Genomic DNA, 25,284 nt, shown 5'->3' with positions numbered 1-25,284 from the left:
CCCTACGCTACGGCGTCGCGGCCCGTCGGCCGCCACCCATCCGCCGTGAGCGACTCGGGGTGTCGCTCCGCGTCGAGCAGCGGTCCGCGGTGCCCGGTGACGCGGATGCCGTCGACGAGCACCCCACGGCCGAGGTATGCCGCGTCGGTCGTGAGGCGCCAGCGCACGAGCTGGGTGCCTGCCGCGAGGGCGGCCCGCGCCTCCGTCCAGCGTCGGGTGCCGGACCCGGCGACGGTGCCGTCCGTCGTCCGCGTGGTGCCGCGGTCCTTGAGCGTGAAGGGCAACGACACCCACGTCGCGCCGCCGTCCGTCGAGCGCTCGAGGTGCAGCAGGTCGGTCTCCTCCGTGTCGACGAAGAGGTCGAAGCCGAGCCGGGCGCCGCGGGCGTCGACCGCGAGGGGGCGGGTCGTGAGGGTCGCGGTCGTCGCGTCGGAACCACCGGCGTACCAGGACGTACGGCCGTGCCGCGGGCGCACGGGCATCGCGGTGGCGAGCCCGTGGGCCCACTCGCGTCGCGTGCCGTTGACCGATCCCCAGTCGCGGGAAGGGTGCACGCGGTTGGTCAGCAGGATGGCGAAGGAGCGGCTGTCGAAGTCGATGACGATCGAGGTGCCGGTGTAGCCCGTGTGCCCGGCGGTGCGCGGCCCGGAGAGGGCATCCATGTACCACCGCTGGTCGAGCTCGAAGCCGAGGCCGTGGGCGTCGCCGGGGAAGGCCTCGTTGAAGTTCGTGATGAGCTGCTCGACGCTCGAGCGCTGGAGGATGCGATGGCCCCGGTAGGTGCCCCCGTTGAGCAGCGCCTGCGAGAGCACGGCGAGGTCGTCGACCGTCGAGAAGACCCCCGCGTGCCCCGCGACCCCGCCGAGCGACCAGGCGTTCTCGTCGTGCACCTCGCCGCGCACCATGCCGCGCGGGGGTGCCGTCTGGAACTCGGTGGCGGCGGTGCGCTCGACCGCGATCGGGTTGTAGCCCGTGTCGGTCATGCGCAGGGGCGCCGTGATGCGGTCGTGCACGACGCGGTCGAGCGACTCGCCGCGCAGCCGCTCGACCATGACGCCGAGCGTGATGAGGTTGAGGTCGCTGTAGAGGTACGTCGTGCCCGGAGCGTTGGTCAGGGGCTGGTCCATGACCGCCTTGATCCGCGCGGCCTTGTCGGGCCACCTGCTCCAGAGCGGCAGCCACGAGGTGAAGCCGGAGGTGTGCGTCAGCAGCTGACGCACGGTCACCGCCTCCTTCCCGCCCGCGGCGAACTCGGGCAGGTATGCCGCGACCGGGCTCTCGAGCGAGACCCGGCCCTCCTCGACGAGCTGCACGACGGCGATCGAGGTGAACAGCTTCGACATCGAGGCGAGGTCGAAGATCGTGTCGGTGCGCATGGGCACCCAGGCGTCACGGGGGAGCTCGGTCGTCGCGTCGGCATACCTGAGGGCCCAGCCGCTCGCGTCGCGCTCGACGATGCGCCCGTCGTGGCCCATGATGCCGACGGCGCCCGCGAAGAGGGGGTGCCCGCCGGCCGGGGCCTGCTCGTGGGCGTGGATCCGTTCGACGGCCTCCGCGATCGGTGCCGGGTCGAGGCCGACCCGGGCGGGCGCGGCGTCGCGCAGCACCGTGCGCGGCGACGCGAACCCCGCGTGGGGGTCGTCGAAGTCGTCGGCGGTGGCGGGCGCGGCGCTCATGAGGCCGCCCACGAGGACGAGGCTGCCGAGGGCCGGGACGAGGGTGCGCAGGCGCATGTCACTCCTGAAGGGTGCCGCAGCGGGGGACGGGGAGGGGGGGTCAGCGGGTGGCGCCGCGGTAGAGCAGGTACGGACGCCGGCGCGCGTCGAAGGCGGCGAGCTCGCGCCGCCACGCACCGACGACCTCGTCGCCGTCGGCGCCGGCCGAGATCTGGGTGCGCAGGCGCTGCGAGCCGGTCAGTTTGTCGATCCAGTACGGCCGCGCCGGGTCGTAGCTGTCGTAGCGCCAGGCGAAGTCGGGGTAGAGCCGCTTGGCCGCGACGAGCATCTCGACGGCCGACCGGATGGGGTCGAAGCGGCGGGCGTCGGTGACGTGCAGCTGCACGCCACCGCACACGACTCCGGTGTGCTTGCTGAAGGTCGGCGTGAAGTAGGCCTCGCGGAACATGACGCCCGGCAGGTCGAGCGCGGCGAGCGCCTCGGCCCAGCGGTAGTCGACGTACGGTGCGCCGATGAGCTCGAAGGGTCGAGTCGTGCCGCGGCCCTCCGAGAGGTTCGTGCCCTCGAACATGCCGGTGCCGGGGTAGACGAGCGCCGTGTCGGGCGTCGGCATGTTGGGGCTCGGCGTCACCCAGGGCAGGTCGGTCTCGGCGAAGGGGGTGCTGCGAGACCAGCCCGTCACCTCGACGACGGAGAGCTCTCCCAGCCGTTCCCCTGCGTCGGCCGGGAGGAACTCTCCGTCGAAGTAGCGGGCCAGCTCGCCGACGGTCATGCCGTGCGCCTGGACGATCTCCTTGGCGCCGACGCCGGAGGTCCACGGCGTCGTCATCATCGGGCCGCGGGCCGTGCCGCCGACCGGGTTGGGCCGGTCGAGCACGACGAACCGGGCGTCGACGGCGACCGCTGCGCGCATCGCCGTGTACATGGTCCAGATGTAGGTGTAGAACCGCGCGCCGACGTCCTGGATGTCGAAGACGACGGTCTCGACACCGGCCGTGCGGAACATCGTCGTCATCTTCTCGACGCCCGCGCCGTAGGCGTCGTAGACGGTGAGGCCGGTGCGCGGGTCGGTGTGGGTGCCCTCGGAGTCGCCGGCCTGCGCCGTGCCGCGGAAGCCGTGCTCGGGGCCGAAGACGCCGACGATGTCGACGGCCCCCGACTCGTGCATCTCGTCGACGACGGTCCGCAGGTTCGTCAGGATGCCGGTCGGGTTCGTGATGACGCCGACCTTCTGCCCCGCGAGGACCTTCCAGCCCGAGGCGGCCGCGCGCTGCGCACCGGTGAGCAGGGTCGCACCGTGCGGCGGACGTCCCCCGCCGCCCGGCTTGCCGGGACCGCCGGGCCCACCGTGGTCGTCGCCCGCGCTGGCCGACGCGGCGGTGGCTACGGCCCCGACGGTGCCGGCCGCTCCGGCGGCGAAGAGCTGTCTGCGGTTGAGGTTCGTCATGCGTCGTCTCCGGGTCAGTAGGTGAGGCCGTGGCCGAACGGGTAGAGGATCGAGCCGGGGTCGCCGGCGGCCGGGATGTCGACCGGAAGGGTCGCCGTCGGCGTGGACGCCCCGGTGAGGATGCGGGCGGCGGCCTCGATCGCGACGGGGCTGTAGGAGTAGGTCGCGACGTAGGTCGGGGCGTCGGTGAGGTGGGCGATGTCGTAGGGGTCGCGCACGGCCACGACGACGACCGGCGTGCCGGAGGCGAGCAGGGCCTTGACGAGCTTCTGCTGACCGCCCTTCGGGTCCGTCACCGAGGTGTCCCAGGCCTTCATCGTCGTCACGACGACGAGGTCCTGGCCGGCCGCCGCGGCGACGGCTCGGGACACGGTGGCGTCGGTCGGGGAGGTGCCGGTCTCGACGGTCGTCGTCGTCGCGCCCTGCGCGCCCAGGGCGGCCGCGAGCGTCGCGGTCGTCGTCGCGCCGTAGCCGGTGACCAGGACCTTCCTGTCCTTCGGGGCGAAGGGCAGCACGGCGTCGTCGTTTTTGACCACCGTGGTCGTGCGGTCGGTCACGGACGCCGCCGCCGCGAGGTTGCGCGGGGTGCCGACGGTCCGCGCGACCGCCCGCGGGTCGGCGAACGGACGGGCCACCATGCCGCGGCGGTACTTGAGGTGGAGCACGCGCGCCACCTTCTCGTCGAGGGCCCGGGTGCTGAGGCGGCGCGTGCGCACGGCCTCGATGACGGCGGCGTACGCGTCGTCCATCGCGGGGGTCATGAGCAGCTGGTCGACGCCGGCGAGCAGGGCCCGGACGGCGACCTCGGCGTCGCCGTACAGGTCGCGCACGCCCTGCATGGCGAGGGAGTCGGTGATGACGACGCCCTCGTAGCCCAGCTCCTCGCGGAGCAGGCCGGTGAGGATGGGGTGGCTCAGCGTGGCCGGGTCGCCGGAGTCGTCGAGCGCCGGGAACGACAGGTGGGCCGTCATGATCATGTCGATCTGCTCGCGGATCGCGGCGCGGAACGGCGGGGCGTCGATCGTCTCCCACTGCTCACGCGTGTGCGTGATGACCGGGAAGGCCACGTGGCTGTCGGTCGCCGTGTCGCCGTGGCCGGGGAAGTGCTTCGCCGAGGAGGCGACCCCGCCGTCGCGCTGGTAGCCGGCGACCTGCGCGGCCGCGAGCTGCGCCGCGAGGTCGGGGCGTGACGAGAACGACCGCGTGCCGATGACGGGGTTGAGCGGGTTGACGTTGACGTCGCAGTCGGGCGCGAAGTTCGTGTTGACGCCCATCGCGAGCAGCTCGCGCCCGGTGATGGCCGCGGCCGTGCGCGCGTCGGCGGCGCTCCGGCCGGCACCCAGGGCCATCGAGCCCGGGAACTGCGTGGCGGGCGGGCCGATCCGGGTGACGACGCCCTGCTCCTGGTCGGTCGAGATGGACAGGGGCACACGGACCTTGCTCCGCTGGGTGAGCGCCGCCTTCTGGAGTCCGTTGGAGAGTCCGACGATCTGGTCGGGGTCGCGCACGCTGTCGGTCCAGGCGAAGTAGATGACGCCGCCCAGGTGGTACTTGCGCACGACCTCGGCCGGGCTTGCGACGCCGTAGAGCGGCAGGTTCCGGTCGTCGGGGGTCGTGGCGTCGGAGCCGTAGACGTTCTGGACGAACAGCTGGCCGACCTTCTCCTCCAGGGTCATCCGTCGGATCGTCGAGGTGACCCAGGCGTGCTCGCGGCCCTTGGAGCCGTGCGAAGCCGGGTGGCCCGCGCCCCCGGCGTCGCCCCCGGTGGCGCTCGCGCCGGTCGCGGTCGCGCCCACCGCGGCTGCGGCGAGGCTGCCGGCCAGGACGGAGCGGCGGGAGAGGTCGGACGTGGACATGGTGCCTCCAGGGATGTGAAGAATTCACGCAGTGTGTCGTCCGACCGGAACTTACCTACGTACTCGGACGTAGGCAACAGATAGCGCCCGCCGATCTCCTGGGCGACAGGGCTGTGCGACGTGGCCGAGCGTCAGGGCCGTGCGTCAGGCGGTGCGCCCGTCCGGCCGTCACCGCGACAGGAGGCCGACCGCGCGTGACCTCACCAGCCGGCGAGCGACCGCACGGTCTGCACGGTGTCGATCTCCGTCACCGGCTTGTCGTCGCGGTAGCGCAGCACCCGGGCGAAGCGCAGCGCCATGCCCCCGGGGTAGCGGCTCGAGCGCTGCACGCCGTCGAAGGCGATCTCGACGACCTGCTCGGGCCGCAGCCGCACCACCCACTCGCTGCGGTCGACGGGGCCCTCGGCGAGCTCGGTGAAGCGCTCGGTCTGCCACGCGAGCATCTCGTCGGTCATCCCCTTGAACGTCTTGCCGAGCATGACGAGCTCGCCCGTCTCGGCGTCGCGCGCCCCGAGGTGGATGTTGGACAGCCACCCCTTCCGGCGGCCGCTGCCCCACTCGACGGCGAGCACGACGAGGTCGAGGGTGTGGCGGGGCTTGACCTTGACCCACCCGGGGCCGCGGCGTCCGGCGGCATACGGCAGCTCGGGGTCCTTGACGACGACGCCCTCGTGACCGGCCGCGACGAGGTCGGTGAAGAACTGCCGGGCGCGCTCGGGGTCGTCGGTGAGCTCGCGCGGCACGCGCCACGCGGGCGGCACCGTGGCCGCGAGCCGCTCCCAGCGGGTGCGCGCCGGCGCGTCGAGGAGGTCCTCGCCGTCGAGGTGGAGCAGGTCGAAGAAGAACGGCGTCAGCGGCACGTCCCGACGCAGCGTGTCCACGTCGGCGCTGCTCGCCGTGCGGGCGCCCGTCACCTGGAACGGCTGCGGCCGCCCGTCCGCGGCGAGCGCGATGACCTCCCCGTCGAGGACGAGCGTCTGCACCGGGAGCGCCGCGAGCGCCTCGGTGATCTCCGGCATCCGTTCGGTCACCTCCTCGAGCGTGCGGGTGAAGAGGCGCACGGTGCCCGGTGTCGTGCGGTTGTCGACGTGCGCCTGCAGCCGGATGCCGTCGAGCTTGGTCTCGACGACCACCTCGCCGCCCAGCGTCGTGAGCGCGGCGGCGACGTCCGGGGCGGAGCCCGCCAGCATGGGGCGCAAGGGCCGGCCGACCTCGAGGGTCAGGGCCTCGAGGGCCTCCACGCCGCCGGTGAGGGCGGCCCGCGCGACGGGCCCGGCGAAGCCCGCGAGCATGACGGCACGGCGGACGGCGGCGTCGGGCACGTCGGCCGCCCTGGCGATCGCCTGGAGCATGACGCCGTCGCCGGCGCCCTGGCGGGTCTCGCCGGTGATGAGGCCGCGGAGCCACGCCTGCTCGTCGGCCGTGGCGCGCGCGAAGAGGTCGCGCACGGCCGACGCCCGGGCGGCGCCCGACCCCGCACCGCCGATCGCCGCGATGGCGGTGGCCGCCGCGTCCACCTCCTCGACCGTGAGCGTCGAGGTGTCGGCCGGGGGTGGGAGGTCGCGCAGGCCGCGCCAGCTGACGCCGATGCGGCGCTGGGGCAGCACCCCGGACAGGTGCGCCGTGACGACCTCGACGACGTCGGGCCCGCTGTCGGCCGCGCTGCGCAGGCAGGCGGCGAGGGCCTCGACCTTCGCGGTGCGCGAGGACGTGGCGGCGACGGAGTGCGAGGTGGCGACGACGTCGGAGAGCTCCATGCCCTGATCCTGCCCGCTGCCACCCACATCCCAACCCTCCCCTCCACCGTCGAAAGGCCACCGTTTGCGGGTGCGCCACCGTCGAGAGGCCACCGTTTGCGGGTGCGCCACCGTCGAGGGGCCACCGTTTGCGGTTGCGCCGCCGTCGAGGGGCCACCGTTGGCGGGTGCGCCACCGTCGAGAGGCCACCGTTCGTGGGTCGCCGGACTAGATTCGCGACATGGCAGCGATCGTCGACCGAGCCCGCGGTCTCGCACGCCGGGTCGGACTGGGTACGGCCACCGCTGTCGGCGCGCTGGTCGTGACGGCCAGGACCACGCCGTGGCCGTCGGCGCTGCTCGTGCGGGCCGTCTTCGACCGCGGCGCGGCACGGGCGAGCGCCGGCCTGGAGAAGCACGTCCCCGGCGACCTCGTCGAGGTCGTCGACGAGGCCTACGACATCGCGTCGCCCGACGGGAGGCTCGACGTCTTCCGTCCGTCTCGGGAGGAGCCCCTTCCCACCGTCGTCTGGGTGCACGGCGGCGCCTTCGTGTCCGGCTCGAAGAACGACGTCGCCAACTACCTGCGTGTGCTGGCCGCGCGCGGTTTCACGACGGTCGGGGTGGATTACTCCGTCGCGCCCGGCTCCCGCTACCCCCGGCCTGTCGAGCAGGTCGCCGCCGCGCTTGCCCACCTGCTCGACCACGCCGACCGGCTCGGCGTCGACCCGGGCCGCATCGTCCTCGCGGGCGACTCGGCCGGAGCCCAGATCGCGGCGCAGGTCGCGCTCCTCGTGGGCGACACGGCATACGCGAAGGACGTCGGCATCGACGTGGACCTGCCCACCGACGCGCTCAAGGGTCTCGTGCTCTTCTGCGGGGCGTACGACTTCAGGCTCGCGCGCGGGTCGACCCGGCTCGGCAGCTGGCTCATCGAGACGGCCGTCTGGTCCTACCTCGGTTCGGGCCGACGACACGACGACCGCACGACGCGACAGGGGTCGATTCCGGTCCACGTCACGCCGTCGTTCCCGCCGACCTTCGTGTCGGCCGGCAACGGCGACCCGCTCCTCCCGCACACGGTCGCCCTGGTGGAGACACTCGACCGGCACGGCGTCGACCACGACACGTTGCTCTTCGACGACGCCCACGAGCCGCGGCTCGGGCACGAGTTCCAGTTCGACCTCGACGGGGCGGACGGTCGTGAGGCCCTCGACCGGGCGGTGGCGTTCATCGAGCGCGTCACCCGCTGAGGGCGTCGACGCGAACCCCGGCCTCTCGACGGTGGCGGACCCGCAAAGGGTGGCCTCTCGACGGTAGGGGACCCGCAAAGGGTGGCCTCTCGACGGTTGGGGCACTTGACGTGGAGGGGGCTTTGTCGTCAAGGTAAGCAAGCGCTTAGTCAACCGCGAGGAGCTGGCATGCCCGACACCGCCGTCGTCACCGGGGCCGCCCGGGGGATCGGCCGTGCCATCGCGACCCGCCTGGGCCGCGAGGGGTGGCGGGTCGTCGTCGCCGACCTCGACGCCGACGAGCTGGAGGTCGTCGCCCACGAGACCGGGGCGCTCGCCGTGCCCGGCGACACGTCGACCGACGCGGGCGTGCGCCACCTCGTCGACACGGCCCACGCCCACCTCGGTCACGTCGACGTCTTCTTCGCCAACGCCGGCATCGGCACGCTCAAGGGGCTCGACGCCGACGACGCCGAGTGGAGCCGGGCGCTCGAGACGAACGTCCTCGCGCACGTGCGCGCCGCGCGCCACCTCGTGCCGCGCTGGCTCGAGTCCGGAGGCGGGCGCCTCGTCGTCACGGCCTCGGCGGCCGGGCTGCTGACGATGCTCGGCGACGCGCCCTACGCGGTGACCAAGCACGGCGCCGTCGCGTTCGCCGAGTGGCTGAGCGCGACCTACCGGCACCGCGGCGTCGTCGTGCAGGCGATCTGCCCCCAGGGCGTGCAGACGCGCATGCTCGACGAGTCGGGTCCCTTGCGCGACCTGCTGACCCGCGACGCCACGGTCAGCGCCGACGACGTCGCCGAGGCCGCGTGGCAGGCCCTGTCGACCGACGACTTCTTCGTCCTGCCCCACCCCGAGGTCCACGACTACGCCGTGCAGCGCGCCGCGCACCCCGACGCCTGGCTCGCCGGCATGAACCGGCTCCAGCAGAAGCTCGACCACCAGACCGGTACCACCCACGAGGAGAACGCATGACCGACCAGCCCACCACGCCCGACACGACGTCCCAGCGCACCGCGATCGTCACGGGAGCCGCGCGCGGCATCGGCGCCGCGGTCGCCAAGCGCCTGGCGTCCGACGGGTATGCCGTGGCCGTCCTCGACCTCGACGAGTCGGCCTGTGCCGCAGTCGTGTCCGAGATCGAGGCCGCGGGCGGCAAGGGTCTCGCCGTGGGTGTCGACGTCTCCGACGAGGCCGGCGTCCAGGCCGCCGTCGACCGCGTGGCCGCCGAGCTCGGCGCCCCGACGGTGCTCGTCAACAACGCCGGCATCATCCGCGACAACATGCTCTTCAAGATGAGCGCCGACGACTGGGACGCCGTCATGAACGTCCACCTGCGCGGCTCGTTCCTCATGACCCGCGCGACCCAGAAGCACATGATCGACGCGAAGTTCGGCCGCATCGTCAACCTCAGCTCCACCTCCGCCCTCGGCAACCGCGGCCAGGCGAACTACTCCGCCGCCAAGGCCGGGCTGCAGGGCTTCACGAAGACCCTCGCCATCGAGCTCGGCAAGTTCGGTGTCACGGCCAACGCCATCGCGCCCGGCTTCATCGCCACCGACATGACCCGGCAGACCGCCGAGCGCATGGGCATCACCTTCGAGCAGTTCCTCGAGGGCGCGGCCAAGGAGATCCCCGTCGCGCGCGTCGGGCAGCCCGAGGACATCGCGGCGACCGCGTCCTTTCTCGTGCGCGACGAGGCCGGGTTCGTCTCCGGCCAGGTCGTCTACGTCGCCGGCGGGCCGAAGGACTGACGTGACGGACGCCGACCGCACCGACCCGCCGGGACTGCCGCTCGACGCGCTCCGGGGGTTCCTCGACCGCGAGGCCCCCGGGCTGCTCGACGGGCCGCTGGCCGGGCGGGTCGTGGCGGGCGGCAAGTCCAACCTCACCTACGAGGTGGGCGACGGCACGAGCACCGTCATCGTGCGCCGCCCGCCCCTGGGCCACGTGCTCGCCACGGCCCACGACATGGTGCGCGAGCACCGCGTCATCACTGCCCTGCGCGACACCGCGGTGCCCGTCCCCGTGACGTATGCCGTCTGCGAGGACCCCGACGTCGTCGGCGCCCCGTTCTACGTCATGGAGCGCGTCGCCGGCACGCCGTTCCGCTTCGAGGCGCAGCTCGCGCCCCTAGGGGCCGAGCGGGTGCGCGACATCAGCGAGCGCATGGTCGACACGCTCGTCGCGCTCCACGCGGTCGACCCCGCCTCGGTGGGGCTGGCCGACTTCGGCCGACCCGAGGGCTTCCTCGAGCGCCAGGTGCGCCGCTGGAAGCAGCAGCTCGACGCCTCGCGCAGCCGCGACCTGCCGGGCATCGACGAGCTGCACGAACGCCTCGCGGGTTCCGTTCCGGCACAAGGTGACCCGACGATCGTCCACGGCGACTTCCGCCTCGACAACCTGCTCGTCACGGCCGACGACGAGGTGTCGGCCGTGCTCGACTGGGAGATGGCGACGCTCGGCGACCCGCTCACCGACGTCGCGCTCCTCGAGGCCTACCAGCGGCTGCCGCTGCTCATGGACACCGTCGCAGTGTCCGACGTCTCCCGCGCACCCGGCTTCCTCGGCGGCCCCGAGCTGCGCCGCCGGTATGCCGACGCGAGCGGCCGCGACCTCGGCCACCTCGCCTTCCACCTCGGGCTCGCCTACTTCAAGCTCGCCGTGATCCTCGAGGGCATCCACTACCGCCACACCCGGGGCCAGACGGTCGGCGGTGGGTTCGCCGGCATCGGCGAGGCGACCGTCCCTCTCGTCACGGCCGGTCTCGCCGCGCTCAAGGAGAGCTGACATGGACTTCGGATTCGATGCCCGCACCGAGGAGCTGCGCCGATCGCTGCTCGGCTTCATGGACGAGCGCATCGTCCCCAGCCTCCCGGTCTTCGACGAGCAGGTCTCGGCGCTGCCCGACCGGTGGGCCTGGAGCTCCGTCCCGGTGCTGCAGGATCTCCGCCGGGAGGCCCGCGACCTCGGGCTGTGGAACGTCTTCCTCCCCGGCGAGCACGGCGCGGGCCTGAGCAACCTCCAGTACGCCCCGCTCGCCGAGATCACCGGCCGCTCCATCCGCCTCGCCCCGGCCGTGCTCAACTGCGCGGCCCCCGACACCGGCAACATGGAGGTGCTCGCCCAGTTCGGCACGGCCGAGCAGCAGGAGCGGTGGCTGAAGCCCCTGCTGCGCGGCGAGATCCGCTCCGCGTTCGCGATGACCGAGCCCGACGTCGCGAGCAGCGACGCCACGAACATCGGCACGAGCATCCGGCGTGACGGCGACGACTACGTCATCAACGGGCGCAAGTGGTGGATCACCGGGGCGATGAACCCCGAGTGCGAGGTCCTTATCGTCATGGGCAAGACCGACCCCGACGCCGACCGGCACCGCCAGCAGTCGATGGTCCTCGTGCCGCGCGACGCCCCCGGCCTCGAGGTCGTGCGCGGCATGGAGGTCTTCGGCTACGACGACCACGACCACGGCGGCCACGCCGAGCTGCGGTTCACCGACGTGCGGGTGCCGGCGAGCAACCTCATCGGCGAGGAGGGCACCGGCTTCGCCATCGCCCAGGCGCGCCTCGGGCCCGGCCGCATCCACCACTGCATGCGCTCCATCGGGCTCGCCGAGGTGGCCATCGAGGCCATGTGCCGCCGCGCGTCCGAGCGCGTCGCCTTCGGCCGGCCGATCGCCGAGCAGGGCGTCGTGCGCGACTGGATCGCGGAGTCCCGCGTGCGCATCGAGCAGCTGCGCCTGCTCGTGCTCAAGACCGCCTGGCTCATGGACACCGTGGGCAACAAGGGTGCCCACACCGAGATCCAGGCCATCAAGATCGCGACCCCGAAGACCGTCGAGTGGATCCTCGACAAGGCGATCCAGACCCACGGCGCGGCCGGTCTCAGCCAGGACACCGAGCTCGCCGCCGCCTTCGCCGGCATCCGCACCCTGCGTTTCGCGGACGGTCCCGACGAGGTGCACAAGAACGCCCTGGCCAAGGCCGAGCTGAGGAGGCACGCCTGATGGACTTCGACCTCAGCGCCGAGGAGCGCGAGATCCGTGACTGGGTGCGCACGTTCGTGCGCAAGGAGATCGTGCCCCTCGAGCCGCAGGTGCTCGAGCGCGAGCGTCGCGGCGAGCGCGGCCTGACGGCCGAGGGGCTGAAGGGCCTGCAGGACAAGGCGCGCACCTCGGGCTTCTTCGGCATCCAGACGCCCGAGAGCCACGGCGGCATGGGGCAGGGCGCCGTCGTCGCGGCGCTCATCGAGATCGAGCTCGGCCGCTCGTTCGTGCCGTTCCGCTTCGCCGGCGAGGCCGACAACATCCTCTTCTCGGCCACCGAGGAGCAGCAGGAGACCTACCTCGTGCCGACCATCGAGGGCACGCGGAGGTCGTGCTTCGCGATCACCGAGCCCGGCGCCGGCTCCGACGCCCGGGCCATCCGCACGAGCGCGCGGCGGGAGGGCGACGAGTGGGTCATCAACGGCGAGAAGACCTTCATCACCGGCGGCCACGAGGCCGACTTCGTCATGGTCTTCGCCGTGACCGACCGGGAGAAGGGCGCCGACGGGGGCGTCACGTGCTTCCTCGTCGATCGCGACCGGGGCTGGACGAGCACCCCCATCGACACGATGGGGGAGTGGGGCCCCGCGGCGCTCGTCTTCGACGACGTCCGCGTGCCGCACTCGGCGATCCTCGGCGAGGAGGGCAGGGGCTTCGAGCTCGCCATGCGCTGGATCGGCAAGGGTCGCTACATGCTGCCGGCCCGCGCGCTCGGCTCGTGCGAGCGGCTCGTCGAGATGGGCATGGAGTGGGCCCGCAACCGCGTCACGTTCGGCCGGCCGATCGCCGAGCGCCAGGCCATCCAGTGGATGGTCGCCGACTCGGCCGTCGAGATCGAGGCGCTGCGCTGGCTCGTGCTCACGGCCGCCTGGCAGGTCGACCGCGGCCTCGACTCGCGCCAGGCGCAGTCGATGGCCAAGCTCTACGGCGGGGTCAAGGCCAACGAGATCGTCGACCGCGTGCTGCAGATGCACGGCGGGATGGGCTACACCCGTGAGCTGCCCGTCGAGCGGTGGTACCGCGAGCTGCGCCTGCTGCGCATCTACGAGGGCACCGACGAGATCCAGCGCCGCACCATCGCCCGCAACCTGCTCAAGGGCCACGCGTCGGTGCGCGGACACCTCGGCTGAGGCGCGCGGCCGGGTGCCACCCTCGACACGCGTGCCCGAAAAGTCCGTTTCGTTGGGACGCGGGTGCCGGTGTGCGCCATCATGTGCGCATGCGGTCCCGCGCCTGGCTGCCGCAGCAGCCGACGCGTCGCGTCGACCGAACGACCCCGAGAGCAGAGACGTGACCGCAGTGACCACCCCCGGAGCGCACCGATGACCGTGCCGGTGCTCGGCCGACCCCGGTGGTGGGTCAGCGCGCTCCTCGCGCACGTCGGCATCTTCGTGCTCGGCGCCACAGCCGTCCGCTTCGCCCCGCCCGGCTCGACCGTGGCGGTCTGGTGGCCGGCCGGCGGCCTCGCGGTGTCGTTCGCGCTCGCCACCGGGCGCAGCGCGCGCGCGTGGATCTTCATCGCCGCGGTGGTGGTCTCGAGCGGGCTCGCGAACGCGTATGCCGGCCGTCCGCCGCTCGTGGCCGCGTGCTTCGGCATCGCCAACGCCGCCGAGACGGCCGTCGTGCACGGGCTGCTGACCCGGGAGCGGCGGCGCCCCACCCTCGCCTCGATGGACGACCTCTGGCGCCTGCTCGCGGCGACGCTGGCCGGCGCCCTCGTCTTCGGCCTGCTCGCCGGGCTCACCGTGCGCCTCGGGCTGGGGGGCCCGTTCCTCGCCACCGTGTATGCCGTCGCGGCCTCCCACGCGGCCGCGGTCCTCGTCTTCGCCCCGCTCGGCATCGCCGCCCGCCTCCACCGCCGTCGACGGCTGAGCCTCGAGGAGGTCGTCCAGTGGGTCGCCGTCGTCGGCGTCACGACCTGGGTCTTCGGAGCCGGTCAGGGCCTGCCGCTCGCCTTCCTCCCGATCCCGCTGCTCGTCTGGGGGGCGCTGCGGCTCAGCCTGCGCACCGTGTCGGTGCAGCTGCTCCTCGTCGGCGTGCTCGCCGTGGTCCTGACGAGCCTCGGCGGCGGGCCGTTCGCCGGAGCGGCCACGCTGACCGGCATCCGGCCGGAGACCGTGGGCGCCCTGACGCAGGCGTTCCTCGCGACGGCAGCCGTCACCACCCTGGCGCTCGCCGTCGCGGCCACGCAGCGTCGCACCGCGCTCAGCGACCTGCGCAGCGAGGTGGAGCTGACCGCCGTCGTGCTCGACACGGCCGCGAGCCTCATCGTCGTCGTCGGAGGCGACGGACGCATCGAGCGCCTCAACGCCACGGCGGCCCGCCTCCTCGGCCGGCCGGAGCCGGAGCTCGTCGGGCGGCTCGCCGCCGACGTGTTCCCGGTCGCCGACCGGCACGCGGTGGCGAGCCGCATGGCCCGCATCGCCGAGGGCGCCGTGCCGCTCGGCGAGGAGCAGGACTGGCACGTCGAGGGCCTGGGCGTGCGTCGCATCGTCTGGACCAACTCCTACCTCACCGACGAGCAGGGGCGGCGCACGCACCTCGTCAAGACCGGTGTCGACGTGACCGACGAGCGCGCGGCCCGCGCGTTCGTGGAGACCGTGCTCGAGGCCGCCACGGCGACCGTCATCGTCGGCCTCGACCTCGAGGGCCGCATCACGCTGTTCAACCACGGCGCCGAGAACGTGCTCGGGCACCGCGCCGAGGACGTCGTCGGCCACCACGACTGGACGCTGCTGCACGACTGGGACCAGGTCGAGAGCCACGCGGCCGAGATCGGCATCGAGCCGGGGCTCGACGTCCTCGTCCACCGGGTGCGCGAGGGCGCGAGCACCGAGACCCGCGACTGGACCTACGTGCGCCGGGACGGCGCGCGACGCACCGTGTCGCTGACGGTGAGCGGCATCCGGGGCGACGGCGGGCACCTCACCGGCTACCTCGGGGTCGCGGAGGACGTGACGCACCGGCGCCAGGCCGAGGTGGCCCTCCAGGTCGCCCTCGAGCGGGAGCGCCAGGCGGTCGAGGAGCTGACCGAGCTCGACCGCACCAAGTCCGACTTCGTCTCCTCGGTCAGCCACGAGCTGCGCACCCCGCTCGCGAGCGTGCTCGGCTACTCCGAGATGCTCGAGGACGGCGCGGCGGGCCCGCTCACCGACCGCCAGCTCGAGCTCGTGGCTCGCGTCGACCGCAACGGCCGCCGGCTCCTCTCGCTCATCGAGGACCTGCTCTTCAACTCCCGCATCGAGTCGGGCCGGCTCGACCTGACGACCCGCCGCTGCGACCTGCGGCCGGTGCTGACGCAGGCCTGGCGCGCCGTGGAGGCGGTCACCCAGGAGCGCGACCTGGCCCGCGAGCTCGACCTGCCGGCGTCCCCGCTGTGGGTCGAGGGTGATCCCGCCGCGCTCGAGCGGATGGCCACGAACCTGCTGACGAACGCCGTGAAGTTCACCCCCGACGGCGGGCGCGTCGCGCTCATGGCGCGCGGGGGTGACGGCGAGGTGCGGCTCGACGTGTCGGACTCGGGCATCGGCATCGAGCGGGCCGAGCACGAGCGGGTCTTCGCGCGCTTCTACCGCACGAGCGTCGCCAACGAGCGCGCCATCCAGGGCTCGGGGCTCGGCCTGTCGATCGTGCGGGCCATCGTCGAGGGTCACGGCGGGAGCGTCGACGTCGAGTCCGAGCCCGACGCGGGCGCGACCTTCTCCGTGATCCTGCCCGCCGCGGATCTCGAGATGCGGCAGGACCGGACATCGGGTATGGAATCAACCGAACCGGCCACAAAGTCAACATTTGCACCATATGGTGAGGCTCGGTATCGATCAGAGACCCGTGATGGGCCCGACTGAGGGAGCAAGGGTGCGCGAGGGAGAGCTCTGGGAGGTCCTCGCGCTGCGTCGACTCACCGAGCTGATGAACCGCGTCAGCGCCCAGGACGACCTCGACAGCCTCTTCTCCATGGTCGTCGACGGCGCGGCCGGTGTCGTCGGCTTCAAGGTCGCCGCGATCAGCCTCGTCGTGCCGTCGGGTGACGTCGAGATCGTGGCCGTGGCCGGCGACGACGACGCCCGGGTCGAGCTCATGGGCCGCCGCACGACCCGCGCGAGCCTCGAGGCCGAGTTCGCGGTGGCGCAGCGGTGGGGCAGCCTGCGCTTCGTGCCTGCGGGCCAGCTGCCCGACGGGTCGGACGACGGCTGGGTCAGCGCCGACTGGACCGCGCCGACCCCGGCCGGCGACCCAGATGCCTGGCACCCCGAGGACACCCTCATCGCACCCTTCTTCGACGCCGTCGGCGACCTGCTCGGGATCCTCTCGGTCGACCTGCCGCTCAGTGGTCGGCGGCCCGACGTGACCCAACGTGCCGTGCTCGAGCTCTTCGCCAACCAGACCGGCATCGCCATCTCGGCGGCTCGCGAGCGTCAGGCACTCTCGGAGCGGGTGCGCCTCGGCGAGGCGGTGCAGGCCGTGGCCCGCATCGCCCAGGAGGACCTCGACGCGGCGCGCGTCATCGACGTCGCCGCGGCCGAGATCGCTGCGGGCCTCGCCTGCTCGGGCCTCTGGCTGCGGGCCTTCGCCAGCGCCGACGACGACGAGCGCGAGAGCGTGTCGGCGCGTACGGGCATGCCGGTCGAGACCCCTGTCTCGCTCATCACCGTCGCCCGGTCGATGGTCGGGGAGTGCTGGAAGCAGGGCGTCGTCGCCCTCGTCGACCACCACCGCGCCGTCCCCGACCACTTCTGGGACGCGGCGGACGTCGAGAAGGTGCGCACCTTCCTCTCCGACGCCCGTGCCGGCTCGCTCCTGCTCGTGCCGATCGGCTCGGGCCAGACGTGCTACGGCTACATCGCCTGCACGCGCGGGCCCGACGACGCCGAGTGGATCGAGGCCGAGACGCGGGCCGCGCTCGAGATGGGCCGCGACCTCGGGCGCTCGATCCGCAACGCGCGCCTCTACGCGGTCGAGCGCCGCGTGGCCGCGGAGCTGCGCGAGGCCGACCGGAGCAAGACCCAGCTCTTCTCGACGGTCTCGCACGAGCTGAAGAACCCGCTCGCCTCGATCGTCGGCCACGTCGAGCTGCTGCGGCAGGACTCGGACGGCGAGAGCGAGTGGTCGCTCGGGGTCATCGCCCGCAACACCGAGCGCCTCCAGCACCTCGTCGACGACCTGCTCACGCTCTCGCGGGTCAGCGACCCCGACCGTCCGCTGCCGGAGGTGGAGGTCGACCTCGGCACGCTCTCGCGCGACGTCGTCGACATGTTCCGGCCGCGCGCCGACAACCAGCAGGTCAAGCTCCGCTTCGAGCAGGCCGTGCCGCTGCCGGCCGTGCGGGGCAGCGCGTCCGACCTCGAGCGGGTCGTGCAGAACCTCGTGAGCAACGCGGTGAAGTTCACCCCGCCCGGCGGCACGGTCGCGGTGTCGGTGGGGCAGGACGACGACCAGGTCGTGCTCGAGTGCATCGACGACGGCATCGGCATCTCCCCGGAGGACCAGGCGGGCCTCTTCACCGAGTTCTTCCGCGGCACCAACCCCGAGAGCCTCGCCGTGCCCGGCACCGGGCTCGGCCTCAGCATCGCCCAGCGCGTCGTGGCCCGCCACGGCGGCGAGATCGACCTCGACTCCGAGCTCGGCCGGGGCACGAGCATCCGCCTGCTCCTCCCCGTGGCCTGACGGTCGACGAGGCCGGTGCGGCCCGCACGGCGGTGGTGCGGCTGACCCGGCGCCCGCCCCGGGGCCGAAGATCACCGATCGGGTGACCTCGCGCGCGTTCGGCCCCATGCTGGAAGGCGGAGCATCGGGGCGGGTCACGTCGACGGCCGACCGCTCGGCGACCTGCCGCCGCCCGAAGGAGGCCCGGCCATGGTCGTCGGTCACGTCACCCACCTCGTCCACGCCCGCCGCACCGGCACGGCGGCGCTGCTGCTCGCCGGAGCGGTGGCAGCCTGCGCCGGCTGCGACGCCGCGCCGCCGCCCGGCCCGGTGTGCCCGGGCCCGGCGGTCGTGACGCCCGGCGACCGCACCTCGAGCCACACGGCGACCCCGGTGCGGCACGAGGACCCGCCCGCCCTCTCGAAGGAGCTCGTGGGCTCCTGGGAGACCCAGCACTGGCTCGACCCGAGCGGGTCGCGGGCGATCGTGCGCACCTACACCTTCACCCCCGACGGTCGCTACGAGTACCGCCTGGCCCGCTGCGAGTCGTCGACGAGCTGTGTGCTGGAGGGGTCCGAGCAGGGGGTCGTGCGCGCTGCCGGGGGCGTGCTGTCGCTCGTGCCCGAGCCCGACTCCGACGAGGGCCCACGCTCGTTCCCCTATGCCGTGGGGCACGACCCGAACGTGGGAGACGTGCAGCTGCACCTCCGGCTGCCCACCGGTGAGGACGTCGTCTTCCACGCCGGCTGACCCACGGCGCCGCCACCCGGCGGCCGGCCGTCACTGCGCGTGGGCGAACATCCTGTCGAAGCCCGTGGCATACGTGCGCACGACCGAGCGGTCGGCCACCTTGACGAGGGCCTCGTCGTTGCGCCGCAGGCTCGTCGCGTTGTAGTTGTGGCTCCCGGTCAGCACCCACCGCGACCGCGCGCCGTCGCCGGCGTCGACGACGAGGAACTTGGAGTGGATGCGCCCGGGCAGGGCGGACGAGTCGAGGGCGCGGGTCTCGATCGACGGGTGCGCGGCGAAGGTGGCCGTCACGCCCGGCTCCAGGGGCCCGTGCACGACGCGGACCCGGCATCCGGCCTCGGCGAGCTCACCCAGGCGCTCGGCGAGCGCGATGCGGGTGTCGTCCCACTCGGACATGCCGACCCGGACGGTGCCACCCCGGTGGCAGCGCACGCCCTCCAGCTCGTCGAGCACCGGGTCGCCGTCGACGACGGGGAAGAAGTAGGCCGTGACCGGCCCGCCGCGCATCCCCGTGTGGATGGGCCCGCGGGTGCGGTCCGTGCGCTGCTCCGCCGCGAGCTCCTCGAAGTAGCGGCCGTATGCCGCGTACAGCCGCTCGTTCCCGACCAGCGTCAGGGCGTTGTTCCAGTACGACCGTGAATTCACGTCGGTGAAGTTCGCCGAGGACTGCACGACGACATTGTCCGCGTCGCCCGTCTGGGAGAAGAGGTAGAACTTGTTGTGCATTCCCTTCGTGCCGAGGCAGGACGAGGTGTTGCCCTCGGGCGAGACGTTGCTGCACACGTGCAGCCACGACTCGGCGCCGGCGTCCTCGCCGAGACCCTCTCGCAGGAGCTGCGCTGCGGGCGTTGTGTCCTGCCACCCGTCGAGGACGACCTGCACCCGCACACCGCGGTCGTGGGCGGCGACGACCTGCTGGGCGAAGTCGAGGCCGGCCGACCCGCTCACGACGAAGTGGGCGATCCGGACCAGGGACCCGGGGGGCGCCTGCTTGACGAGGCTGCAGACCTGGCGGACGACGGCGGTCGGGTCGCCCTCCGCCGGGTTGTTGAGCACGGCTCCCGTGCGCACCGGCCCGGTGGGGGCGTCGCGGCACGGTTGGACGTCGGCGACCGCCGTCGCGGCCTGGGGGCCGGCAAGGGCGAGGGGCGCCGCGGCGACGAGCGCGGCGAGGATGCGAAGGCGAGGCACGTGAGCTCCAGAGAATGTCGTTGGCGTCAATGGCAAGCCGACGCTAAAGGACATTCCTGCCGCTGGCCACATTCTTTGCGGACTCTTTGTGAAGAAAAGAATAACGGCAGGCAGTGAATGCCATTCACGTTAATTCTCACGTGATTCCTCACGTGAACGATGTGGATTTCACGTGAATGGCGGTGCTTTCACGTGAATCCTCAGGGCCGGGGTCGCAGCCCGACCGTCCACATCACCGTGTTGCTGCTCGTCGCGTCGGTCGTCGCGGTCCGGGCACCGTAGCTGCCGGCTCCCACGGCCGTACCGGCGTCGACGAGGAGCGAGCTGAAGCGGCCGGCGCCGGTGTCGGTGGACGTGTCACGCCTCGTGACACCGGCGGGAGCCGTCCACGCGGTCGTGCCGGAGGACTTCTCGCCCCAGTAGGTGACCGGCCACGTCCCAGCCGTCGTCGCGACCGTGGGGCTCGTGTGCGTCGCGGTGTTCGCGTCACCGGCACGGGCCAGGGTGGCGGCGGTCAGTGCCGCGGTGTCGACGCCGGAGTAGGCGGCCACGGTGAGCACGCCCTTGGTGTAGGTCGTGGCGTCGACGCGCACCGTGCGACCGGGGTCGCCGGCCACGACCGCCTTCTTCCAGAGCGTCGAGGTGACCGAGCCGGTGGTGACCGTGTCGACCTGCGTCCAGCCGGTCACACCCGTGGGCGCGCCCCACGTCACGGCGGCACCGCGGGTCAGCCACAGCAGCAGGGTGTCGCCGGGCTGGGCCGCGGCCGGCACGGTCGCCGACTTGTAGAGGGTGGCACCCGGGGCCGAGTGCCCGGCGCCGACGAAGGCCACGCTCGTGACCGGCGCCGGCGTCGTCGGTCTGGTGATGGTGTACGCGTCGGTGAACCCGGCGCCGCTCGTCGGGACGAACCGCGCGGAGAGCCGGTTCTCGTCGGCCGTGACGTCGAGGAAGCCCCACGTCGGGTTCGAGCCGTTGCCGGCATACGCGGAGAAGTAGTTGCGCTCCGCGTCCGCCGGGCGCACGAGCTCGACCGGGGTGCCGCCGGTGCCGACCGTGGAGAACACGGTGCCGGCCCCCTGCGTGAAGGAGGAGTCGGAGTCGGCGATGCAGGCCGCCGACGTCGTGCCGGGCACGAGGGCGGGGCAGCCCGCGGACAGGGACAGCTGCTTTGTGCGGTCGTAGACGTGGCTGTGGCCCGTGAGGACGAGGTCGACCTTCTTCGAGACGAGCAGGTTGACGAGGTCGGCGCCGGGGTCGCAGGCGACCGACGTCATCGAGAAGCAGGGCTTGTGGAAGCCGACGACGACCCACCTGACCCCGGCCGCGCGGGCGCTGTCGATGGCGTTGGCGGTCCACGTGTAGCGCGCGCTCCCCTTGGCGTAGGAGTACGTGCCGTCGGGGAAGCGCAGGCTGGGCGAGATCATGATGACGCGCACGAGGGGAGCGGTCTGGGGCACGTCGGCGTACCACTGGCGGGCGTACGTGCCGACCATGCCGGGCAGGCGGTTGGGCAGGCAGGCGGCGAAGGCGTCGATGCGCCCGTCGGTGCCGTTGCTCTCGTGGTTGCCGGCGACGAGCTGGAACGGGTGGCTCGTGCCCACCCGGCTCGTGACGAAGTCGCACCATGCCTGCTCCGTCGCGGTCATCCCGTAGGAGAGGTCGCCGAGGGCGAGGGTCAGCTGCGAGCCGGACGCGCGGATGCCGTCGAGCACCCTGGCCGTGTCGCCCGTCGCGGAGAAGTCGCCGGCCGCGGAGAGATGCACCGGCGTCGTCGCGGCCGCGGCGGTCGGTGCCGGAGCGGCGGGCGTGACGGCAGCGGCGAGCCCGAGGGCTGCCGCGGCAAGGACGGACACGACGCGAGCGCGACCCATGATCTCTCCCCCTGGTGCCGGGCGCGGGCTGCCCGAGTGTGTCCGGAGGCTACGCCCGTAGCGGCCGGGAGGGAAGGGGTGTCCGCAATGTCGGCGGATGAGAACCCTTGTGCCGCACTGGATCTCCCATATGTCTGATACGCGTTCGGCAAGTGGTGAAAGAACCGCCGGCCCCCGCAGAGCGGCGCCATACTGTGCCGGTCGGACGGGGACAGGGGGTCTTGCCGACCACCCCGACCGACGTGCGGCACGCATTCCGTGCCACGTCAGGGAGGACGTTGGGCGATGGACATGAGCGATCGAACGCGCAGCCGACGACGCAGGGTGGCCCTCGGAGCCACCGCCGCCGTGGTCGGCTCTCTCGTGGTGGCGGTGCCCAGCGCCTCCGCCGCCACACCCGGGGACGTCGTGATCAGCGAGATCATGTACGACCCCGTGTCCGACTACGACACCGACGAGTTCCTCGAGGTGGCCAACACGACGACGGCCCCGGTCGACGTCTCGGGCTGGTGCTTCAGCGGCGTCACGCTGTGCCTCCCGACGGGGACGACGATCGCCGCCAAGGGCTTCCTCACCGTCGCGCCGGATGCCGCACGGTTCCGCACCCTCTACGGCTCCAACCCGGCCGCCGTCTACACGGGCAAGCTCTCCAACGGAGGGGAGAAGCTGACGCTCAAGGACGCCGGCGGCGTCACCATCGACTCGGTGACCTACAGCGACACGGGTGGCTGGGCCGTGACGCCCGACGGTGGGGGCACGTCCCTCGAGCTGCGCGACCCGACGCTCGACCACAACGACCCGCTCAACTGGGCGGCTTCCACCGCGGCGGCCGGCCACACGGCTGGGGCCGCGAACTCCACCGCCCGCCAAGGCTTCAGCCCGCGCATCTCGGCCATGACGCCCACCCCGGCCGTGCCCGCCGCCGGTCAGGCCGTGCAGGTCTCGGTCACGGTGACCGACGCAACGTCGATGAGCCTGCGCTACCGCGTCGACTTCGGCGCCGAGCAGAGCACGGCCCTGACGCCGGTCGGCGGTGACGTCTACACCGGCACGATCCCGGGCGTCACCGCCGGGCACGTCATCCGCTACCGGGTCGTCGCGTCGAACGCCGTCGGGCAGAGCACCCTGCCCCGCACGGACGACACGATCGCCTACGAGGGCGTCATGCCGCCGACGGGCACCCAGAGCGCCATCCCGGTGCTCGAGTGGTTCATCCCGGACGCCGACTACAACGCGATCACGAGCCAGCCGACCGTCGACATCGTGCGCCCGGCCGTCATCGCCTACGGCGGCAAGGTCTACGACAACACCATGGTCAGCATCCGCGGCGCCATCTCGCAGACCTCGCCGAAGCCGAGCTGGAAGTTCGAGCTCGCGCACAGCCACCCGATCGACATGCCCGGCAGGCTCGTCGAGCCGGTCGACGAGTTCGCCATGAACGGGGACTGGAGCGACCACTCGCGCGGGCGCCCGATCCTCGGCTGGGACGCCTACCAGCGAGCGGGCGTCGTCAACGCCCAGGTCTTCCCGATGCGCGCCCAGCGGAACAACAAGTTCCAGGGTCTCTACACCTACGTCGACCTCTTCGACGGCACGTGGCGCGACCGGGAGGGCTACAGCGACAAGGAGTTCTACAAGGCCTCGCACGACGCCTTCGACGAGTCGCGGGTGCTCGAGGACTACCGGATGGAGAAGAAGAACCCGAGCGACCCCAACTACGCCCCGATCCGCTCGTTCCTCAGCGGTATCGAGCTGAACGGCACCGCGCAGCGGGACTACGTCCTCGCCAACGTCGACATCCCGCAGATGCTCAACTACGCGGCGGTGACCGCGATCATCCAGAGCAGCGACGCGTCGAACAAGAACTGGTACAACAGCCAGGACCCCGCCACCGGGCGCTGGTCGATCATCCCGTGGGACCTCGACAAGACCTGGGGCAACACCTGCTGCGGCATCACCAGCACGTTCGTGACCCCGTCCGAGCCCGGGGACACCCCCAACCGGCTGATGGCCGCCGTGCTGTCGCAGCCGGAGTGGCGGGCGATGTACTTCCGACGCCTCCGGACCCTCGTCGACGACATCCTCGCGCCGGGACGCCCCGAGGCGGTCTTCGACGCCAAGGTGGGTCCGGCGCAGCCCGAGTTCGCCCTCGACCTGCAGGCCTTCCCGAGCCAGTCGTGGATGGCGTACAGCACGCAGCGGACCAACCTGTTCGCCGCAATCAACGCTCGCCGCAACGTGTTCCGCACCGACTCGCGGGTTCCCGCCGCCCAGGGCGCGAACCCGGACGTCGTCATCAGCGAGATCCAGCACAGCCCGACCGCGGGTGGCGCCGCCGAGTTCCTCGAGCTCTACAACCCGTCGGCGACCGAGGCCGTCGACCTCTCGGGGTGGAGCATCGCGGACGGCGTCACGCTCACCGTGCAGCCGGGCACCGTCATCCTGCCCAAGGGCACGATGACCTTCGTTGCAAACGACCCGACGTTCCGCACGACCTACAGTCCGCGCGTCTTCGTGGGCGGGCGGTTCAGCGGTGGGCTGTCGGCGGGGGAGACCCTGACGCTCAGGCGCGCCGACGGCTCGACCGCGGACGCCGTGACCTACGGGGGCCCGGGCTGGCCGGTCTCGACGGACGGCAGCTCGCTCGAGCTGAACGACCCGCTCGCCGACAACGACAACGGCGCGAACTGGCGGCTCTCCACCGGCAGCGGCACGCCCGGCGTCGCCGACTTCACCGCGGGCGGCACGAACCGCGCACCGGTGGCGGCGTTCTCGTCCACGGTGTCGGGGTCGACGGCGGCGTTCGACAGCTCCGGCTCGAACGACCCGGACGGCTCGATCGCCTCGTACGCGTGGGACTTCGGTGACGGTTCCTCCGGCACCGGGGCGTCGCCGAGCCACCCGTACGCGGCTGCCGGCACCTACACGGTGCGGCTCACGGTGACCGACAACGCGGGCGCCACCGGCGTCGTCACGCACCCGGTCACCATCGCGTCGGTGCCGACCTCACCGCTCGCCTTCGTCGGGGCGGCGCACTCCGCCCCGGGGGCCACCCTGTTCAAGTCGGCGGTCGTGCCGGCGGCGGCGAGGCCCGGCGACACGATGCTGCTGTGGCTCACCCGCGGCACCGCCGCGAGCTGGGGCGCCCCGACCGGCGTCACCGGCTGGACCCAGGTCGACAGCTTCACCACGGCAGGCGTGACCTCCACGCTGTGGAAGCGGACGGTGGCGACGGGCGACGCCGGCCGCACCGTCCGGGTGGACGCGACGGCATACGCCAAGGCGGTGCTCAGCCTCGGCGTGTGGTCCGGTGTGAACGGGTCGGCGCTGACGACGGCGTCGCTCGCGCGCTCCGGTGACGCGAACACGGCCACCCACACGAGCCCGACGGTGACCGCTGCCGCAGGGTCGTGGGCCGTGACGTACTGGGCCGACAAGTCGTCGGCGACGACGGCGTGGACGGCGCCGGCGGGCACGGCCGCTCGCGACTCGTCGGCCGACACGGGCTCGGGCCGGTTCGGCTCGCTGCTCGTCGACTCCGGGGCCGCGGTCTCGGGCAGCTACGGCGGCCGCACGGCCACGACGAACGCGACGAGCAGCAACACGGCGATGTGGACCGTGGCCCTGACGCCGACTCCCTGACGCCGACGCCCTGACGAGGACGCCCTGACCGGGGGCTGACTCCGAGGGGGGAACGGGCGAAGCCGCAGTCCGGAGTGCTCCGGACTGCGGCTTCGTCGTGTTGTGGCCAGGGGCGGGGTCGAACCGCCGACCTTCCGATTTTCAGTCGGACGCTCGTACCAACTGAGCTACCTGGCCGGGACAACGAGTG

16 protein-coding genes and 1 tRNA gene are annotated in these 25,284 nt (G+C 72.7%); 10 read left to right on the top strand and 7 right to left on the bottom strand.

What is annotated here, in order from left to right; all coding sequences use genetic code 11:
- Positions 1-2 precede the first annotated feature (2 nt).
- The 4 genes from ABT295_RS10110 to ABT295_RS10095 all read right to left on the bottom strand — a co-directional run bounded on the left by ABT295_RS10110 (position 3) and on the right by ABT295_RS10095 (position 6,736).
- Positions 3-1,733 (bottom strand): serine hydrolase domain-containing protein, encoded by a 1,731-nt coding sequence (locus tag ABT295_RS10110; RefSeq protein WP_352394221.1) that lies wholly within the window; start codon positions 1,731-1,733, stop codon positions 3-5.
- A gap of 43 nt (positions 1,734-1,776) precedes the next feature.
- Positions 1,777-3,123 carry an exo-beta-N-acetylmuramidase NamZ family protein gene (locus ABT295_RS10105; protein ID WP_352394220.1) on the bottom strand — a complete coding sequence of 449 codons (1,347 nt, stop codon included), beginning with the start codon at positions 3,121-3,123 and terminating at the stop codon, positions 1,777-1,779.
- Positions 3,124-3,137: 14 nt separating this feature from the next.
- On the bottom strand, positions 3,138-4,979 hold the full coding sequence (locus ABT295_RS10100) for a glycoside hydrolase family 3 protein (protein ID WP_352394219.1): 1,842 nt from the start codon (positions 4,977-4,979) through the stop codon (positions 3,138-3,140).
- A gap of 200 nt (positions 4,980-5,179) precedes the next feature.
- The gene (locus ABT295_RS10095; RefSeq protein ID WP_352394218.1) at positions 5,180-6,736 is read right to left on the bottom strand and encodes an ATP-dependent DNA ligase; all 1,557 of its coding nucleotides are present in this window, start codon (positions 6,734-6,736) and stop codon (positions 5,180-5,182) included.
- 220 nt (positions 6,737-6,956) lie between these two features.
- Between ABT295_RS10095 and ABT295_RS10090 the strand changes: the two genes are divergently transcribed.
- The 9 genes from ABT295_RS10090 to ABT295_RS10050 all read left to right on the top strand — a co-directional run bounded on the left by ABT295_RS10090 (position 6,957) and on the right by ABT295_RS10050 (position 18,387).
- Complete coding sequence (locus ABT295_RS10090; RefSeq protein WP_352394217.1) at positions 6,957-7,967, top strand: alpha/beta hydrolase; 1,011 nt, start codon at positions 6,957-6,959, stop codon at positions 7,965-7,967.
- Positions 7,968-8,135: 168 nt separating this feature from the next.
- A complete protein-coding gene (locus ABT295_RS10085; RefSeq protein WP_352394216.1) occupies positions 8,136-8,924 on the top strand; it encodes an SDR family oxidoreductase in 789 nt (262 codons plus the stop codon).
- Positions 8,921-9,703, top strand: a complete 783-nt coding sequence (gene fabG, locus ABT295_RS10080; RefSeq protein WP_352394215.1) for a 3-oxoacyl-ACP reductase FabG — start codon at positions 8,921-8,923, stop codon at positions 9,701-9,703. The genes ABT295_RS10085 and fabG overlap by 4 nt, the downstream gene beginning before the upstream one ends.
- Before the next feature lies 1 nt (position 9,704).
- Positions 9,705-10,739 (top strand): phosphotransferase family protein, encoded by a 1,035-nt coding sequence (locus tag ABT295_RS10075; RefSeq protein ID WP_352394214.1) that lies wholly within the window; start codon positions 9,705-9,707, stop codon positions 10,737-10,739.
- Between the two features lies 1 nt (position 10,740).
- Entirely contained in the window at positions 10,741-11,955 is a 1,215-nt protein-coding gene (locus ABT295_RS10070) for an acyl-CoA dehydrogenase family protein (protein ID WP_352394213.1), read from the top strand.
- A complete protein-coding gene (locus tag ABT295_RS10065; protein ID WP_352394212.1) occupies positions 11,955-13,124 on the top strand; it encodes an acyl-CoA dehydrogenase family protein in 1,170 nt (389 codons plus the stop codon). The genes ABT295_RS10070 and ABT295_RS10065 overlap by 1 nt, the downstream gene beginning before the upstream one ends.
- Before the next feature lie 192 nt (positions 13,125-13,316).
- Positions 13,317-15,839 carry a sensor histidine kinase gene (locus ABT295_RS10060; protein ID WP_352394211.1) on the top strand — a complete coding sequence of 841 codons (2,523 nt, stop codon included), beginning with the start codon at positions 13,317-13,319 and terminating at the stop codon, positions 15,837-15,839.
- 10 nt (positions 15,840-15,849) lie between these two features.
- Entirely contained in the window at positions 15,850-17,658 is a 1,809-nt protein-coding gene (locus ABT295_RS10055; RefSeq protein ID WP_352394210.1) for a sensor histidine kinase, read from the top strand.
- Positions 17,659-17,847: 189 nt separating this feature from the next.
- Positions 17,848-18,387, top strand: coding sequence for a hypothetical protein (locus tag ABT295_RS10050; protein ID WP_352394209.1), 540 nt, complete (start codon positions 17,848-17,850; stop codon positions 18,385-18,387).
- 30 nt (positions 18,388-18,417) lie between these two features.
- Here ABT295_RS10050 and ABT295_RS10045 read toward each other — a convergent pair whose 3' ends face one another.
- Entirely contained in the window at positions 18,418-19,578 is a 1,161-nt protein-coding gene (locus ABT295_RS10045) for a phospholipase D-like domain-containing protein (protein WP_352394208.1), read from the bottom strand.
- 200 nt (positions 19,579-19,778) lie between these two features.
- The gene (locus ABT295_RS10040; RefSeq protein WP_352394207.1) at positions 19,779-21,452 is read right to left on the bottom strand and encodes a metallophosphoesterase; all 1,674 of its coding nucleotides are present in this window, start codon (positions 21,450-21,452) and stop codon (positions 19,779-19,781) included.
- Positions 21,453-21,743: 291 nt separating this feature from the next.
- Between ABT295_RS10040 and ABT295_RS10035 the strand changes: the two genes are divergently transcribed.
- Positions 21,744-25,094, top strand: coding sequence for a lamin tail domain-containing protein (locus tag ABT295_RS10035; protein WP_352394206.1), 3,351 nt, complete (start codon positions 21,744-21,746; stop codon positions 25,092-25,094).
- A gap of 103 nt (positions 25,095-25,197) precedes the next feature.
- On the opposite strand, the gene ABT295_RS10030 is transcribed toward ABT295_RS10035, so the two are convergent.
- Positions 25,198-25,271: transfer RNA gene (locus ABT295_RS10030), tRNA-Phe, on the bottom strand.
- Between the last annotated feature and the right edge of the window lie 13 nt (positions 25,272-25,284).

This window comes from Terrabacter sp. NPDC000476 (assembly GCF_040300125.1).
GTDB lineage: Bacteria > Actinomycetota > Actinomycetes > Actinomycetales > Dermatophilaceae > Terrabacter.
The sequence above is the reverse complement of the archived record's forward strand: the minus strand, read 5'-3'. Positions and strand labels throughout refer to the sequence as shown.